At 63.6% G+C, this 16496-nt stretch carries 13 protein-coding genes and 3 tRNA genes; 11 read left to right on the plus strand and 5 right to left on the minus strand.

The window, feature by feature from the left end; all coding sequences use genetic code 11:
* The first annotated feature begins 74 nt into the window (after positions 1-74).
* Genes ACMO9O_RS01990 through ACMO9O_RS02000 form a run of 3 tightly spaced genes read left to right on the plus strand, consistent with a single transcriptional unit; the run spans position 75 to position 3188 of the window.
* Positions 75-1967 (plus strand): glycosyltransferase 87 family protein, encoded by a 1893-nt coding sequence (locus tag ACMO9O_RS01990; protein WP_418981948.1) that lies wholly within the window; start codon positions 75-77, stop codon positions 1965-1967.
* Positions 1964-2743 (plus strand): polysaccharide deacetylase family protein, encoded by a 780-nt coding sequence (locus tag ACMO9O_RS01995; protein ID WP_418981949.1) that lies wholly within the window; start codon positions 1964-1966, stop codon positions 2741-2743. The genes ACMO9O_RS01990 and ACMO9O_RS01995 overlap by 4 nt, the downstream gene beginning before the upstream one ends.
* On the plus strand, positions 2736-3188 hold the full coding sequence (locus ACMO9O_RS02000) for a GtrA family protein (protein WP_418981950.1): 453 nt from the start codon (positions 2736-2738) through the stop codon (positions 3186-3188). Before ACMO9O_RS01995 ends, ACMO9O_RS02000 begins: the two co-directional genes overlap by 8 nt.
* Positions 3189-3447: 259 nt before the next feature.
* On the opposite strand, the gene ACMO9O_RS02005 is transcribed toward ACMO9O_RS02000, so the two are convergent.
* The 3 genes from ACMO9O_RS02005 to ACMO9O_RS02015 all read right to left on the minus strand — a co-directional run bounded on the left by ACMO9O_RS02005 (position 3448) and on the right by ACMO9O_RS02015 (position 3847).
* Positions 3448-3522, minus strand: a tRNA-Val gene (locus ACMO9O_RS02005).
* Positions 3523-3561: 39 nt separating this feature from the next.
* Positions 3562-3636: transfer RNA gene (locus ACMO9O_RS02010), tRNA-Val, on the minus strand.
* A gap of 137 nt (positions 3637-3773) precedes the next feature.
* Positions 3774-3847, minus strand: a tRNA-Asn gene (locus ACMO9O_RS02015).
* Positions 3848-3970: 123 nt separating this feature from the next.
* On the opposite strand from ACMO9O_RS02015, the gene ACMO9O_RS02020 reads away from it, so the two are divergent.
* The 5 genes from ACMO9O_RS02020 to ACMO9O_RS02040 are packed head-to-tail and all read left to right on the plus strand — an operon-like array spanning position 3971 to position 9248.
* Positions 3971-5047 carry a DUF1573 domain-containing protein gene (locus tag ACMO9O_RS02020; protein ID WP_418981951.1) on the plus strand — a complete coding sequence of 359 codons (1077 nt, stop codon included), beginning with the start codon at positions 3971-3973 and terminating at the stop codon, positions 5045-5047.
* Between the two features lie 56 nt (positions 5048-5103).
* Positions 5104-5991, plus strand: coding sequence for a sulfide/dihydroorotate dehydrogenase-like FAD/NAD-binding protein (locus tag ACMO9O_RS02025; protein WP_418981952.1), 888 nt, complete (start codon positions 5104-5106; stop codon positions 5989-5991).
* The gene (locus tag ACMO9O_RS02030; protein WP_418981953.1) at positions 5988-7259 is read left to right on the plus strand and encodes a M1 family aminopeptidase; all 1272 of its coding nucleotides are present in this window, start codon (positions 5988-5990) and stop codon (positions 7257-7259) included. Before ACMO9O_RS02025 ends, ACMO9O_RS02030 begins: the two co-directional genes overlap by 4 nt.
* Positions 7260-7267: 8 nt before the next feature.
* Positions 7268-8671 (plus strand): NADPH-dependent glutamate synthase, encoded by a 1404-nt coding sequence (gene gltA / locus ACMO9O_RS02035; protein ID WP_418981954.1) that lies wholly within the window; start codon positions 7268-7270, stop codon positions 8669-8671.
* Between the two features lies 1 nt (position 8672).
* Positions 8673-9248 (plus strand): lipocalin family protein, encoded by a 576-nt coding sequence (locus ACMO9O_RS02040; protein WP_418981955.1) that lies wholly within the window; start codon positions 8673-8675, stop codon positions 9246-9248.
* Between the two features lie 532 nt (positions 9249-9780).
* Here the strand turns inward: ACMO9O_RS02040 and ACMO9O_RS02045 are convergent.
* Together ACMO9O_RS02045 and ACMO9O_RS02050 are read right to left on the minus strand one after the other, a co-directional pair.
* Positions 9781-10839: a glycosyltransferase family 9 protein gene (locus tag ACMO9O_RS02045; RefSeq protein WP_418981956.1), complete on the minus strand. Its 1059-nt coding sequence runs from the start codon at positions 10837-10839 to the stop codon at positions 9781-9783.
* Between the two features lie 220 nt (positions 10840-11059).
* On the minus strand, positions 11060-11665 hold the full coding sequence (locus ACMO9O_RS02050) for a DUF4254 domain-containing protein (protein WP_418981957.1): 606 nt from the start codon (positions 11663-11665) through the stop codon (positions 11060-11062).
* Positions 11666-11742: 77 nt separating this feature from the next.
* Between ACMO9O_RS02050 and ACMO9O_RS02055 the strand changes: the two genes are divergently transcribed.
* From ACMO9O_RS02055 to ACMO9O_RS02065, 3 genes are all read left to right on the plus strand, one after another.
* Positions 11743-12741 (plus strand): glucosaminidase domain-containing protein, encoded by a 999-nt coding sequence (locus tag ACMO9O_RS02055; RefSeq protein ID WP_418981958.1) that lies wholly within the window; start codon positions 11743-11745, stop codon positions 12739-12741.
* A 13-nt stretch (positions 12742-12754) separates the two neighbouring features.
* On the plus strand, positions 12755-13441 hold the full coding sequence (locus ACMO9O_RS02060) for a hypothetical protein (protein WP_418981959.1): 687 nt from the start codon (positions 12755-12757) through the stop codon (positions 13439-13441).
* A gap of 167 nt (positions 13442-13608) precedes the next feature.
* A complete protein-coding gene (locus tag ACMO9O_RS02065; protein ID WP_418982131.1) occupies positions 13609-15642 on the plus strand; it encodes a S9 family peptidase in 2034 nt (677 codons plus the stop codon).
* Positions 15643-16496: the final 854 nt, after the last annotated feature.

Here is a 16496-nt window from a genome sequence, read left to right on the forward strand (position 1 = left end):
GAACTTTCGACGGGTTCCCGTTTTACTTTTCGGCCGAATTTGCTTACCTTTGCCCCACCATCAACTACCCGAACATGCGCAAATTCGATTGGTCGTTCCTCACCAGCAAACGCAACCTCTACCTGCTGGGCTTCCTGATCGCCGCCGCGGTCACGTTCATGGAGGTCGCGCGCGGACGACACCTCAACTTCCTCATCTTCGCCGATTCGACGCTCGACTTCTGGCGCGGCATCAGCCCCTACACCCCGGAGTGGGTGGCGCAGCATGTGCGCTTCTTCCTCTACGCACCGCCCTTCTCGGTGCTCTTCGCCCCGTTCGCCCATCTGCCGGGATGGCTGGGTCCCTTTGCCTGGAACCTGTTCAACTACACGCTCTTCTACTTAGCCGTTTTCACGCTTCCCGAGCGCTTCTCGGAGCGGCAGAAGTGCCGGATCTTCCTCTTCACGCTCCCGATTCTGGCCCAAAGCCTGCTTTCGTTCCAGTACAACGTTCCGGTGGCCTACCTCTTCCTCTTCGCCTGGTCGCTGCTGGAGCGCGGCCGCGGCTTCTGGGCCGTGGTGCTCATCATGATCTCGGGCTTCACCAAGATCTACGGCATCTTCGAGCTGGCGCTGCTGGTCTGCTATCCGCGCTTCTGGCGCAATCTCGCTTACGCCCTCGTCGCCGGCGCCGCGCTCTTCGCCCTGCCGCTGCTGCGCATCGCCCCCGAAGGGCTGCTCCCCTACTACGGCGAGTGGCTGGACGCGCTGACGCGGCATCAGGCTGCCAAGACCTACGACTCGCTCTTCTACGCCCGTCCGCTGGCCGACTGGATGCTCGCCCACTTCCGCCTGCTGCAGATCCTTTCGCTCGGCACGCTGGCCGCGCTGTTCCTCGCCTCGTTCCGCAAGTGGACGACGGCGGCGTTCCGCGCCCAGGCGCTCGGTATTCTGATGGGCTGGGTGGTGTTGTTCAGCGACTCGGCCGAGAAACACACCTACGTCATCGCGCTGACCGGATTCGCCCTCTGGTACTGGAGCCGGCCCCGCCACACGCGAACGGACAAGGTGCTCTTCTGGGCGAACTTCGTGCTGCTGGGGCTCGTACCGATCGACATCATCTGCCCGGTTCCCGTCATGCGCTTCGTCACACGGACGCTGTGGCTCCATGTCTGGGTCTTCTGCTTCACGTGGCTGAGAATGGCTTACCTCACGTTCCTGCGCCCCGTCGCCGACTTCCCGCAGGCGGCCGAAAGTGACCCCGACACACCCCGTGCGGCGCAACCGGGCGATACACTCGACGTGGTGTGCCCCTGCTACAACCCCGCACCCGACTTCATCGAGCGCCTCAACCGCTCGCTCGAGGAGCTTCGGGCCATGTACCCCGCGCAGCGGCTCCACCTGATCGTGGCCAACGACGGTTCGCCCCGCGGCTTCGGGGAGGCGGAGCACGCCGAACTGCTGCGGACGATCGCCGACGCCGAGATCGTCGACATCCCCCACGGCGGCAAAGGGGCGGCTATCCGTGCCGGCATCGCCCGCTCCCAAGCCCCCTACACCATCTATACGGACATCGACATGCCCTATGCGCCCGAGTCGATGCGGCAGGTGATCGACCGCGTGCTGGCCGGGTGCGACGTGGTGATCGCCGTGCGCAACCGGAGCTACCACGCCAAGCTCTCGCCCATGCGCAAGGTGATGTCCTACGGCTCGAAGATGCTCAACCGCCTCTTCCTCAACATCCGCTACACCGACACGCAGGGCGGGCTGAAAGGGCTTTCGCCCCGCGCCCGCGAGGTGATGCTCCGCACGCGGATCGACGACTTTCTGTTCGACACCGAATTCGTGGTGCTCGCCGCGCGCGACCGGCGCATGCGCATCGAGCAGATCGAAACCACGCTGCGCGAGGGCATCGTCATGTCGAAGATGCCGGGCAAGGTGCTCGTCCGTGAATTGAAAAACTTTTTCCGAATCGCATGCCGCCTATGACCGTAACTTTGGGTTTCGACGTCGAAGAGTTCGATTTCCCGCTCGAACGGGGCCGCGAGATCGACTTCGACACGCAGCTGGCCGTCTCGTCCGAGGGCCTCGACTTTCTGCTGGACCTCCTGGACCGCCTGCAGCTGCGGGCCACGTTCTACACCACGGCCAACTTCGCCGCGCACCGTCCCCAGACCATCCGGCGCATCGTGGCCGCGGGCCACGAGCTGGCCTCGCACGACTACTACCATGCGCAGACCGCCGGATCGGACCCCGTCGGCAGCAAACGCCTGCTCGAAGAGCTGTCCGGGCGAACCGTCGTCGGCTACCGCGCTCCGCGGCTGGCCGTGGCCCCCTCCGACGCGCTCGAAGCGGCGGGCTACCGCTACAACTCCTCGATCAACCCCACGTGGATTCCGGGCCGCTACAACAACCTGCTCCGGCCGCGCGGAGTGTCGCTCGAGGGCGGGCTGAAGATCTATCCCACGTCGGTGGCGTGGCCGCTGCGCGTGCCGCTGTTCTGGATCGCCCTGCACGTCTTCCCGCTGCCGCTCTACCGCTTTTTCGCCGCCAGCGCGCTGCGGCGCGACGGCCACCTGAACCTCTACTTCCATCCGTGGGAGTTCTCCGAACGGCTCGCCGATCCCTCGTTCGGTGTGCCGGGCTACCTGGCCCGCTGCTCGGGACAGCGGCTGCAGCGCAAGTTCGAACGGCTGCTCGGCTGGCTCGTTGCGCGCGGCTGCCGCTTCACAACCACCCGCGAATACCTCGGCTGCGATGAATAGGTTGATCGACCGGCTCATCACGCTCATCCGCACGCTCTACGAAAACTCGTTCGTGCGCTTCGCAGCCGTCGGCGGCATCGCCACGGCCATCAACTACGTGACCTACGTGCTGATCGTCAGCCGCTGCGAGACGCTGGGCCTGACGGCCGCCTACATCCCCACGCTGGCCTACATCGGCGCGTTCTGCGTCAGCATCGTCTGCAACTTTTTCCTCTCCAACTACTTCACGTTCGGCACGAAACCCACCTGGGTCCGCGCCGGAAAATTTCTGACGGCCCACTTGGTGAACCTCTTCAACGAACTGGTGCTGCTCAACCTCTGGCTCTGGATCGGCGTACCGAAACTCTATGCGCCCTTGTGCGTCTTCGTGGTGGCCTTCCCGGTCAACTACTTCATGGTCCGCTTCGCCCTGCGCGGCAGGTTGCGCGGAGAGGGGAAGCAGTAGCGCCTCTGCCGACTGATGGCTCCAATAGCAAGAGAAAGCGACCGATCGGCCGCTTTCTCTTGCTATTGGCTATCCTATCTATATATCGAAATTCATCGGCATCCGCACCGCCGGAAAAAGGATAAGCCGATCCGGAGCGAATTCCTCGGTTCGCCTCGTCCCCTCCGGGGCAAGCGCTCTTTATTCATTGGACGCAGCTCGAGCAACCCTCCGCCCCGAACAAAAAAGCCTTCCGGAACGTATCCGAAAGGCTGCTTTGTGGGAACATGCGGATTTGAACCGCAGACCTCCTGCTTGTCGAGCAGGCGCTCTAAACCAACTGAGCTATGCTCCCTGCATAAAAAAACCATCCTGTTGGGATGGTTTCGACCTGTGGGAGCTGAGGGATTCGAACCCCCGACCCTCTGCTTGTAAGGCAGACGCTCTGAACCAGCTGAGCTAAGCTCCCTTGGTGAATGGCTTGGGACTGCAAAGGTAATTCAATTTTTGCGAACTCCAAATTTTCCCGGAAAATTTTTCGGCACGCACTCTTTACCTTGCAATAAAGCGAACTTGAAAGAACCTTACGCAACCCTCGCGCATCTGCGCCTGAACAAGGACTTGAACCTAGGACCCCATGATTAACAGTCATGTGCTCTAACCAACTGAGCTATTCAGGCATACGATCCGGTATTCCAACCGTTTCGGAGTGCAAATATAGGACAAAAAATCATTCCCGCAAAATAATTGCACGATTTTTTCGTAAAAAATGTACCTTTGCCTGTCACACCACACCGTTCGACATGATACGCTGCAAACATACCCTGCTCATTCTCTTGCTGCTGGGCCTTACGATCGTTCCGGCGCGGGCGCAGCTCCGCTTCGACGACGCCTCCTGGGATTTCGGCACGATCCGCGAGGACGGCGGCCGCGTCAGCCACACCTTCACGGGCGTCAATCGGGGAGACAAGCCGCTGGTCATCCTCGACGTGGTGACCTCGTGCGGCTGCACGGTTCCCCATTTCACGCGCAAACCCATCCTCGCGGGCGACCGGACGCGGATCACCGTCACCTTCGACCCCGCGAACCGGCCCGGCACGTTCGTCAAGGAGCTGGGCGTCTACTCCTCCGACCGCGAAAAGATCGCCACGCTCACCATCCGGGGCAGCGTCACCCCGCGCCAACGGAGCACGGAGGAGCTTTATCCGACCGACGCGGGCGGCGGCCTCTGGCTGAATACCTCGCTCAGCGCCTTCTCCTACATCTATCAGGGCAGGCGCGTGCAAGGCTCCGTCGGCTACGTCAACACCTCCGACCGGCCCCTCGCACTCGAACTGCGCCCCCAAACGACCAGCGGCGCGCTGGAGATCGACTACCCGCAGCGGATCGCCCCCGGCGAGCAGGGCGAGATCGCCCTCGCCTACTTCATCCCGGAAGAGCATCCCCGCTACGGCACGCTCAACGACACGTTCGAGATCGCGGTCGACGGGCGGAGCAACGGCACGCTGCTCATGGCGCACGGCATCGCGGTCGACAACCCGGCGACGAGCGGAAAAAAGCGGCCCGAAGCACAACTATCCGAAAATATCCTTAAATTTGGGGCAGTCAAACGACGGGGGCCCGTCGTGCGACGGCCGTTCACCATCTCGAACACGGGTTCGGGCGAGCTGATCGTCCGCGCGGTGGAGAGCGACGGACGCATCGCAACGACGCTCACGGCCGGAGAGCGCATCGCACCGGGCGACAGCCGGACGTTCTCCGTGTCGCTCGACCCGTCGAAACAGGAGTACGGCGTGCTGACCGACCGGCTGATGATCGTCATGAACGACCCCGCGCGTCCGATGCGGCGGCTGCGGGTGACGGCGATCGTCGAAGAGTGACGCCGCAGGGCAAGACCCGGAGGCATGCGCCCAAACGAAAAGAAGAAACGAAAGATATGTATCCCATCCTGGAAAAGAGACGCCTCGCCGAAGGCATCTATCTGATGAAGGTCCTCGCTCCGCGCGTGGCGCGTGCGGCGCTGCCGGGACAGTTCGTCATCGTCCGCGCCTCGGAGTGCGGCGAACGCATCCCGCTCACCATCGCCGACTATGACGCTATGGAGGGCAGCGTGACGATCGTCACGCAGGCCATCGGCGTCTCGACGCGCAAAATCTGTGCGCTGGAGGCGGGCGACCGGCTCGTCGACGTGGCCGGACCGCTGGGCCGGCCCTCCGAATTTGTCAACCTGCCCTCGGAACAGCTCGCAAAGCGCCGCTACCTCTTTATCGGCGGCGGCGTGGGCACGGCCCCGGTCTATCCGCAGGTCAAGTGGCTCGCCGAGCACGGCGTACGCGCCGACGTGATCGTCGGGGCCAAGACGCGCGACATGCTGATCTACACCGATGCGATGCGTGCTGTGGCGGGCAACCTCCATATCGCCACCGACGACGGTTCGGAGGGGTTCCGAGGGCTGGTCACGCAGTTGATGGAGCAGCTGATCGCCCAGGGAAATCACTACGACGAGGTGGTGGCCATCGGCCCGATGATCATGATGAAATTCGTGGCGCTGACCACGAAGAAATACGGTCTGAAAACCACCGTGTCGCTCAACGCCCTGATGGTCGACGGCACGGGCATGTGCGGCGCGTGCCGCGTCACGGTCGGGGGCCGGACCCGCTTCACCTGCGTCGATGGTCCCGAATTCGACGCGCACGAGGTCGACTTCGACGAAGCGATGCGCCGGCAGGGCATGTACCGCTCGGAGGAGCAGCGCCGCGCGGCCATCGCCGCCGAGCGAGAGGCCGGACACGTGTGTAGAATCGGACTGGACAAACAGCGATGAAGAAGCTGCTTCTGCTTGTCGGCACGCTGCTATCGGGCATCCTGAACGCCCATAGCGCAGACGGGACCGCCACGCCCGAGGTGCTCCGTTACGACCTGCGCCTCGCGCTCGACATCGCAGCCCGCACGGCCACGGTCAGCGGCTCGCTGGAGATCGATTTCAAGGGGTGCGACACGATCGGCCTCGTCCTGTGGGGACGCACCGCCATCCGCTCGGTCAGCCATGAAGGGTGTCCGGTAACCTACCGTTTCGACACGCTCGCCCCCGCCCCGGTCCTCTTTATTCCCGACGGACGCTCCTTGCAGCTGGCCAATCCGCGCCCGGGCAGCGGAAAAAACCGCATCGACGTGGAGTACCGATGCGATATGAGCGGTATCCAGGGTCCCGCCCGCGCATTCGACGATGCGTGGATCGAATTGGGATTCTACACCGCGTGGTATCCGGTCCATCCCGAGAGCGGGCAGGCGCACACCGAAATCGACATCACCATCGACGAGGGTTACCGGGTCGACGGCTCGGGGATCGTAACCCGCCAAAAAGACGCGTGGCATATCTCGCAGCCGTGGGCATCTTTCGACAATGTGGTGCTGGCATCGCCGCAGCTGAAGAACCGCACGCTCGACCGGGACGGAATCCGCTTCGAGGTGGTTTACACCGACTTCCCCGAAGCGGACGCCGAGGCGGTCCTGAGCCGCTGCGCGGAGATGCTGGCCTTTTACAAAACGTTGTACGGCGACCCCGACAGCGGCGACGACCGCCTGAAATTCTCCGTCTCCGTCTCCGGCGAGCGAGGCGGATACAGCCGCAAGAATTTCATCACCTATATGGGCCGCCGTTACGACAAATCGTTCGAGCGGGGCATTGCGCACGAGCTGGCGCATTTCTGGTGGAACAAGGCCCCGACCGACAGCTGGCAGGACTGGCTCAACGAAGCGTTCGCCGAGTTCAGCACAATGTGGTCCGTGCGCCGGTTCCGGGGCGTCGAAGCCTACCGGGACCTTGCAGCGGCTTACCGCGAAGATACCGCCGCGACCTGCCCGATTTGGGGCATCGACCGCGATTCGCCGGAAGCCTTTCGGGCCTTGTACGCGAAAGGGGCGCTCATCCTCTGCGACCTGGAGGAGCAGATCGGCGAGGAGCGTTTCTTCGCATTCATGCGGAAGGTAGCCGCCCGAAAGATCACTTCGACCACCGAATTTCTGCATTGTACCGAACAGTCGCTGGGTCGAGAGCTGCGCGACTGGTTCTTCCTCAGACTGAATAATTAGACCGCATTATGGCGAACAAGATACCCCGCGTCCCCGTACGCGAACAAAACCCCGAACGGCGCGCCGCCAATTTCGAAGAGGTGTGCTACGGCTACGACCTGCAGGAGGCCACGATGGAGGCATCGCGCTGTCTTCGGTGCAGGAATCCGCGCTGCGTAGCGGCCTGCCCCGTCGGCATCCGCATCCCCGACTTCATCGCCGCGCTCCACGCAGGCGACCTGCAGCGGGCCGCGGACATCATCGCCGAGGACAGCTCGCTGCCGTCGGTCTGCGGCCGCGTCTGCCCGCAGGAGAGCCAGTGCGAGGGGGCGTGCATCCTCGGCATCAAGGGCGAACCGGTCGCCATCGGCAAGCTGGAACGCTTCGTGGGCGACTGGAAGATCGAACACGGCGCCAAGACGTCCGCAACGCCCCGCAACGGGCACAAGGTCGCCGTAATCGGCAGCGGCCCCGCAGGGCTGGCGTGCGCCAGCGACCTGGCAAAGATGGGTTACGGCGTGAAGATTTTCGAGGCGCTGCACCAGGTGGGCGGGGTGCTGGTCTACGGCATTCCCGAATTCCGTCTGCCCAAGGAGCGCATCGTGGCGCGCGAGATCGAGGCCGTGAAACAGCTGGGCGTGGAGATCGAGACCGACGTGATCGTGGGCCGCACCGTGACCGTCGACTCGCTGCTCGGCGAAGAGGGCTTCGACGCCGTGTTCATCGGTTCGGGCGCGGGCCTGCCCCGCTTCATGGGCATCCCGGGCGAGAACCTCAACGGTGTGGTCTCGGCCAACGAATTTCTGACGCGCACCAACCTGATGCACGCCTACGACGAGCGCTACGACACGCCGATCTACGTCGGGCAGCGCGTGGTGGTGGTCGGCGGCGGCAACGTGGCGATGGACGCCGTGCGCACGGCCAAGCGGCTCGGTGCGGAGGCGACGATCGTCTACCGCCGTTCGGAAAAGGAGCTTCCGGCGCGCGCCGAAGAGGTCCATCACGCCCGCGAGGAGGGGATCGCCTTCCGCATGCTGACCAACCCCGTGGAGGTGCTGGGCGACGAGCGCGGCTGGGTGCGCGGCATCCGCTGCGTGGAGATGGAGCTGGGCGAACCCGACGCCTCGGGCCGCCGTTCGCCGGTGGTAAAGGCGGGATCGGAGTTCGAGATCGCCTGCGACGTGGTCATCATGGCGCTGGGAACCTCGCCCAATCCGCTGCTGGCCGCTACGACCGCCGGGCTGGAGACCGACCGGAGGGGCTGCCTCACCGCAGACGAAGCGGGCGCCACCACGCGCGAGGGCGTTTTCGCCGGCGGAGACGCCGTGACCGGGGCGGCCACCGTCATTCTGGCCATGGGGGCGGGACGGACCGCAGCACAGGCTATCGACCGCTATATCCATGAGAAAAAATCATCCCTTAAAAATAACTGACATGAAAAACATTCGAATCCTGGTTTCAGCCGCCGCTTTGGTCGGGCTGGCCGCCTGCTGCTCGAACGAGCCGAAAACCTTCACGGGCGTCATCACCGACGCCACGATGAACACCGTAACGGTGAAAGCCGATGCGGAGGACAAAACCATCACCTTCACCACCGAGAACGCCGACATGGCCCAGGCCAACGGGCTGCTGCTGGGTGCTCCGGTGGTCGTGGACTACAAAGGCTGCCTGAAAGATGTCATGCCCGCCACAAAGGTCGCCACTGATGCCACCTACGCCCAAGCGGTCGGCAGATGGACGATGCCCGATCCGAACGACCCCGAAGCCGTCATGGGCGTCGAGATCGAGATCGAGGGCGCCGCCGAGTCGATCAACATGGCCACGCTCCGCTACACCTCGTGGGAGCTTTCGGGCGAAGCCGACAAGATCATCCTCAAGGGCGAAAGCGAAGGCTCGGGCGAACCCATCGCATTCACCCAGACAGGCATTCTGGCAAAGAACGCCGAGGGCGTCTGGACCCTTGCGATCGAGGGCACGGAGGTCGTCTACACCCAGCAGGCCAATATGTAATTGTTACGGCTGCGATTTTCACAGGAAAGCCTCCGCAACTGCGGGGGCTTTTTATATTAGGAAGCCTGAGATAGGAGGGGTGGACCGGAATCAAATGCTGCGCCGCTGTCTGCGGGGCACGCGACAAGCGGCTCTCTGCCGACGGAGGCTGCGGCCCGCGGTTCTTCGGACCGATTAAACAAAGCGATTAGGCTTAATGTTAAAGTAGAAAGCTGCCCTTTTCGGACGCAGCCTGCGGAGAGACGCGACAAGCGGGCCTTCGCCGCCGGAGGCTGCGGCCCGCCGGCTCTTCGAACCGCAAAACAAGACAAACGAACGCGATAAATTGGACACGAACCTGCAGAATAAATAGGACGCAGCCTGCGGAGGACACGCGCTAAGCGGGCCTCCGCTACCGGAGGCTGCGGCCCGCGCGGCTCCTCGGAGCCGCAAGACTGAAGAGGAAAGTATTAATTCTATCTGATTACGCGGCCAGCTACCGCGTAGATTCGACACTCGTCAGCGGGTTATCGGTCATGCACTCACACTAATTTTATTCCGCTCCCCGGTCCGGGCGACATTCCGCCACGGCGGCGACCCGGTCGGCGATCATGCGGGGGGTTATGGCCCACAGGCAGCGGTAGTCCCCAAACTTACAGGGTTTGCTGCCGTAGACCGAGCAGGGCCGGCAAGGCAAATCGGCCTGCAATACATTCGCCGGATCGCATCCCCACCCCAGGAATCCCAGTCCGGGATGCGTCGCGCCCCAGACCGAGACCACGGGGGTTCCCACCAGCGCCGCCAGGTGCATGACCAGCGAATCCATCGAAACCACGCAGTCGAGATTGGCCACCAGATCCATCTCGCCCGCGAAACGCACCCGGCCATAAAGCGCCGTCACATTGGGGTGCATGCGCTCCATCTCCTGCGCGAACTCGGCCTCGCGTCCCCCGCCGCCGTGGATAAAGACGCGTTCGCAACGTTCCGCCAGCAGCGCGACCGCCTCGCGGCTCAACGCCTCGGGGTAGGTCTTGCCCGCATGGGCCGAGAAGGGTGCGAAGCCGACCCAAACGCCGTGCTTCTCCCCCATCGGGTTCGGCCGCTTCTGCGGCAGGACGGGCTGCGGATCGTCGAATACGAAGCCCAGCCGCCGGAAAACGTCGCAGTATCGCAGCACGGTGGGCCGCAGCGGCGCCATTCCCCGGCCGCCGCGGCGGATAAAGCGGCTTTTTTCGGCGCGTCCCTTGCGAATCCGCGCCACGGGAATCCCGTGCAGCCGCATCGAGAGCGAGAACGCCTGGGAGCGCATCACCCCGTGCACGTCGGCCACAGCATCCACGCCCAACCGCCGGGCTTCGGCGGCCAGACGCAACATCCCCGCCAGCGAATGGTGCGCGCCTTTGAGGTCCACATCGAGAAAATCGACCCGAAGCCCCGCGAAGAAGGGCTTGAAGTGCGGCTGCGTGGCGACGGTGACGTGCAGGTCGGGATAGGCCGCCGTCAGCGCCCGCAGCGCGTGCGGCAGCATCGCCACGTCGCCCATCGCCGAGTTGCGTACGACCAGCAGATGACGCGGCAGCCGCTTCCCGGTGTCGTACGGCTCCGCTTTCATGTCCGGAACCGTTCCGACCGACCGATCCGCTTTCGCGTCCGGTGTCATTCCGGTCGGCCTACCGTCCTGTCCGCCTCCGTCCGGCCGACCCGGGTCCACGCTCGGGTTCTCTCCGGCTGTCCGACCCGCTTTCGCGTCCGAGTCCGCGCCGGCCTGCGGCACGCGCGCTCCATCCGGCTCCGCAGCAAGCGGTCCTCTGCCGGCAGGGCGCGCGCTGCCGTTATTTTTTCTGCCCATAGAGCACCGGATTGAGGGCCGGGTCGTTGTACATCTTCATCTGTTTATAGGTCTTCATGTACTTGCGGCCCGCCTCGATGTCCTCGATCAGCTCCTCGATGGCGCGCGACAGGTCCTGCTGCTGCGCGAGCAGCACGTCGAGCTTCCTGCGGCACGCCGCGAGGTGCTCCCCGCCGACATCCGTGCGCTCCGTCTCGCGGGCCATGTGGTAGATCTTCAGCGCCAGGATCGACAGACGGTCGATCGCCCAGGCCGGGGTCTCGGTGTTCAGCCGCGCATCGGGCGCCGGAGTCACCCCCTTGTACTTGTCCAGCAGGTAGGAGTCGACGTACTCGACCATGTCCGTACGCTCCTGATTCGAGCGGTCGATGCGGCGCTTGATTTTCAGCGCTTCGGCGGGGTCGATCGCCGGGTCGCGGATGATGTCCTCCAGATGCCACTGCACCGTGTCGATCCAGTTCTTGTGGTAGAGCAGATGGTCGAGCGAACCCGCCTCATAGGGGTTGTCGATCGCGTGGTCCACATCGTCCCAGCGGTGGTAGTCGGCGATGGCCCGGTCGAATATCCGGTTTGCGTTTTCGGTAAACATAGTGTAAGGGTTATGCGTTCGTATTGTTATTTTCGCGGGAATAACGTATCTTTGTCCGTAAAGTCGAAACAAAGATAATGAATATTTCAAAAAAAGCAATAGGCGCGGCCGCGATCCTCTGCGTGCTTTGTCTCGCGGCACGGGGGCAGATCCGGCAGACGCGCGAAGAGTATATCGACCGCTACAAATCGATCGCCGTGGACCACATGGAGCGGTACGGCATCCCGGCGAGCATCACCCTGGCGCAGGGCATCCTCGAATCGGACTGCGGCAACAGCCCGCTTTCCATGCAGTCGAACAACCACTTCGGCATCAAGTGCAAACGCAACTGGACCGGGAAGAAGGTCTACCACGACGACGATGCGAAGGGCGAATGCTTCCGTTGCTACCCCACGGTCGAGGCGTCGTACCGCGACCACGCGGAGTTCCTTGATGCGCAGCCCCGCTACGACTCGCTCTTCGCCTACCCCGCCACCGACTACAGGAGCTGGGCGCGCGGGCTGAAAGCCGCCGGCTACGCCACGGCCCCCGACTATGCGCAGCGGCTGGTGCGCATCATCGAGGAGAATGAACTCTACCTGCTGGACCGTCCCGACGGCATGCGGCTCTACGCCTCGCGCATGGGGCGCAAGGCCACCGACCCCGAGGGGTGGTTCACCGACCAGGCGACCATCGCCGAGGCGGGCGCGACGGTCGATCCGGACAACTACCGCGTGACGATCAACGCCCACAACGGTTACAACGTCTACGCGACCAACGGCGTGCACTACGTGCTGGCCCGCGAGGGAGACACCTACGAACATATCGGCCGCCAGTTCCGCGTCTCGGCGCGCAATTTGCGCAAGTTCAACGACCTGAAAGACAGGAAAGCCCAGCCGATGACCGGCGAAGTGGTCTACATCGAGCGTAAGAAGAAGCGCTGGGAGGGCAACGCCCGCCACCACATCTGCCGCGCGGGCGAGACGGTCTATGCCGTCGGGCAGTCCTACGGCATCCGCATGCGTTCGGTCGAGAAACTCAACCGCCTGCGCCGCGGCGCGACGCTCGCCGAGGGCGAACAGATACGCATCAAATAACACACGACTATACATGGAAAACACCCCGCTAAGGACCCGTATATTGGAAACTGTGGTCCGCAAGTCGACCCTGAAGCAAAAGGTTTTCGACAACACTTTCGCGGCTTTCAACCTCCTGAAGGAGACCCTTTTCGAGATGGCTTCGGAGATGGACGACGCGCTGGACGGCAAGCTCGACCGCCGCGTCAGGCTCGAATACCGCGACCGCGGCAAGTTCGAGGCCCAGCTGCAGGTGGCCAACGACATGCTCCTCTTCCAGATGCACACCGACGTCTTCCGCTTCGAAGCGGGCCACCCCGTCTTCCGGACCCCCTACGTCGAGGCCGACCCGGAGAACGCCTACTGCGGAATGATCAACATCTACAACTTCCTCTCCGACTCGTTCAAGTTCAACCGCAACGCCGACGAGGGCTACCTCATCGGACGCATCTTCATCAACCGCGAGCGCTGCTACTTCGTCGAGGGCAAGGGACAGACCTCGCTGCGCGTGGCCGACTTCGGCCGCGGGGAGATCGACCGCGAGGCGCTGATCGAAATTCTGGAGTCGGCCATCGCCTTCGCACTGGATTTTGACCTGCTGACCCCGCCTTACGCCTACAACATGCGCGTCATGGTCGATCAGTTCAACACCAAGATGGACAACTCGAAATTCGTCACCGGAAAGCGGCTCGGGTACGCTTTCGACGCGGAGGAGGAGTAAACAAATACTAACCGGCAGGGCCTACACCCGGCCTGCCCGGCCCCGCAAAGGCCCAAACATTCGACCACGTGATCCGTAAAACAGCATCCTTCCTCTGCCTGCTCCTGCTGGCAGCGGGCTTCGCACAAGCCGGCAACGAATATGCCGAAATCGCCCGTCTGCGGGGCATGAACCGCACGGTGGACAGCGGCTGCCCGATGGCCGACGGCGAGCACTACACCGTCCGGCAGGACAACCAGATCGTGCGCTACCGCTACGATGCCGACACCCCGGGCGAGCGCCTTTTGCCCGCCTCGGCCAACCTGACCGTCACCCACTACTCCTTCTCGCCCGACGAGCGGCAAATCCTGATCGCATCGGGCGCGAAACCCATCTACCGCCACTCCTATACCACGACCTACTACCTCGTCAGCGACGGCACGGTCACCGAGGCGCTGCCCGGAGCCGAGGCCCCGCGCGACGCGTCGTTCTCGCCCGACGGCGAGCGGATCGTCTACTCGGACGGCAACGACCTCTATGTCCGCGACATAGGGACCCGCACCACGCGCCGCATCACCGACGACGGGGCGTGGAACGCCGTGATCAACGGCACGACCGACTGGGTCTACGAGGAGGAGTTCGGTACGACGCGCGCCTACGCCTTCTCGCCCGACGGCAGCCGCCTGGCCTACCTGCGCTTCGACGAAAGCGACGTGCCCCTGATGGAGCTGATGCGCTACGACGGCAAACTTTACAACCGCGCTTTCTCGTTCAAATACCCCAAGGCGGGCGAACCCAACTCCGTCGTGCAGCTCTGGGTCTACGACTTCGCAACGGGCACGAAAGAGCGGATCGACACCGGTCCCGAGACCGACCAGTACATCCCCCGCATCGGCTTCACGCCCGACTCCCGACTCTGGTTCCACCGCCTCAACCGCCGTCAGAACACGTTCGAAATGGTCCTTTGCGAGCCCCACGGAGCCCAGCGGACCATCTACGCCGAGGGCGCCCAGCAATACGTCGAACGGGTGGACGACGGCACGGTGACCTTCGTTGACCGCGACCGCTTCCTCGTGCGGCAGGAGGGCCATACGGGGTATATGCACCTCTATCTATACAGCATCCGGCGGGGTCTGCTGGGACAGGTGACCAAAGGGGCATGGGAGGTGACCCGGGTCGTCGGAACCGACGGCAAACGGGTATGGTATCTCTCGACCGAGACCTCGCCGCTGCGCCGTAACCTTTACAGCATCGCTCTGGACGGCCGACAGAAACGGCGGCTCACGCCCCTCGACGGCTTCTACGACGCCGTTCCGGGCCGCGGTATGAAATACTTCATCACCACCTTTTCCAACGCCTCGACCCCCAACGTGGTGACGGTCTGCGACGCCGAAGGCCGCCCCGTGCGGACGCTGACCGACAGCCGCGAACTGCGCGAGGAGCTTGCCGCCGCGAAGCGCCCCGTAAAGGAGTTCTTCACCTTGGTCACCGAGCGCGGCGACACGCTCAACGCCTACCGCCTCCTGCCCCGCGACTTCGACCCCGCGAAGCGCTATCCCGTCCTTCTGACGCAGTATTCGGGGCCCGGCTCCCAGTCCGTACAGGACCGCTGGTCGATGGACTGGGAGGACGCGCTGGCCGAAAAGGGCTACGTGGTGCTCTGCGCCGACGGACGCGGCACGGGCTTCCGGGGTGAGAAGTTCAAGAAGCAGACCTACGGACGGCTCGGTGCGCTCGAAGTCGAGGACCAGCTCTCGACGGCCCGCTACGCTGCGGCGCAGCCGTGGGCCGATCCCGACCGCATCGGCATCTACGGCTGGTCCTACGGCGGATTCATGTCCCTGAGCTGCGCCCTGAAGGGGCACGGCCTCTTCCGCATGGCGATCGCCGTGGCGCCGGTCACCTCATGGCGCTTCTACGACTCGATCTACACCGAAATCTACAACAACCTGCCCCAATACAACGCCGCGGGCTACGACGACAATTCGCCGCTTCAATTCGCACGGTTGCTCGACGACAGCCGGACCCGCCTGCTCCTGATCCACGGTCTGGCCGACGACAACGTCCACTTCCAGAACACCGCCGAGATGGCCCGGACGCTCAACCGCTTCGGCAAGCGCTACGACATGATGGTCTACCCCGACCAGAACCACTCGATGCGCCCCGACGACATGGGCAACGTGCGGCAGAAGATGATCGACTACACACTCGAACATCTCTGACGGAGGGGGGGGGCAAGGTTGGCGAACGCAGTTTGTCCCGGGTTGCGGACGCAGCCTGCGGAGAACAGGCGGTAAATGGGCCTCCGCCGCTCGGCGTCGGATAACCGCAATTCCCGCCGTTTCCAGACGTGCGCGGGTGAGTGCAAAGCTATCCCCTTTGCTATAATTGAGGCGTTGCCGGGACATCAGGTTAGGGGGGGGGCAGCCTGCGGAGGACTGCATCAGCGGGCCTCCGCGGGGCGAGGCTGCGGCCCGCCGACCTAAAGGTCGAAAAAACCAGACAAGGCTGATTACGGCCCGCGTGCCTCCCGCAAAGCAGGACAGGAAAGCAAGTCCCTTTGTACCTGAGGTTCTTCGCCCCTCCCTGAGGGAGGGGCCGGGGGTGGGGTCAGATTTGCAGACGCGGCGGCACACCGCGAGGCTCCGACGGTCGGGAGCGTGCTTACGTTGATACGACCCGCGACCATTCGGTGCGACTATCCTTTTGGGCCTCCGCGGGGCAAGGCTGCGGCCCACACGGCTCAAAGAGCAGAAACAACGTAGTTTAGGCAGAATATCTATAAATCATGGCTTCGCTTTTATTCGGACGCAGCCTGCGGAGTGCACGTGGAAAGCGGGCCTCCGCACCCGGAGGCTGCGGCCCGCCGGCTTACCAGCCGAAACAGGACAATTCGGACAGTTCTAGCTGTTTTGAAGAACCGCAAGGCCGGACAGGAAAGGCCCCTTTGTACCTGAGGTTCTTCGCCCCTCCCTGAGGGAGGGGCCGGAGGTGGGGCAGATTTGCAGACGCGGCGGCACGCCGCGAGGCTCCGACGGTCGGGAGCGTGCTTAAGTGATGTGCCCCATCGAATATA

This window comes from Alistipes sp., from assembly GCF_048465635.1.
In the GTDB taxonomy this organism is placed as follows: Bacteria; Bacteroidota; Bacteroidia; order Bacteroidales; family Rikenellaceae; genus Alistipes.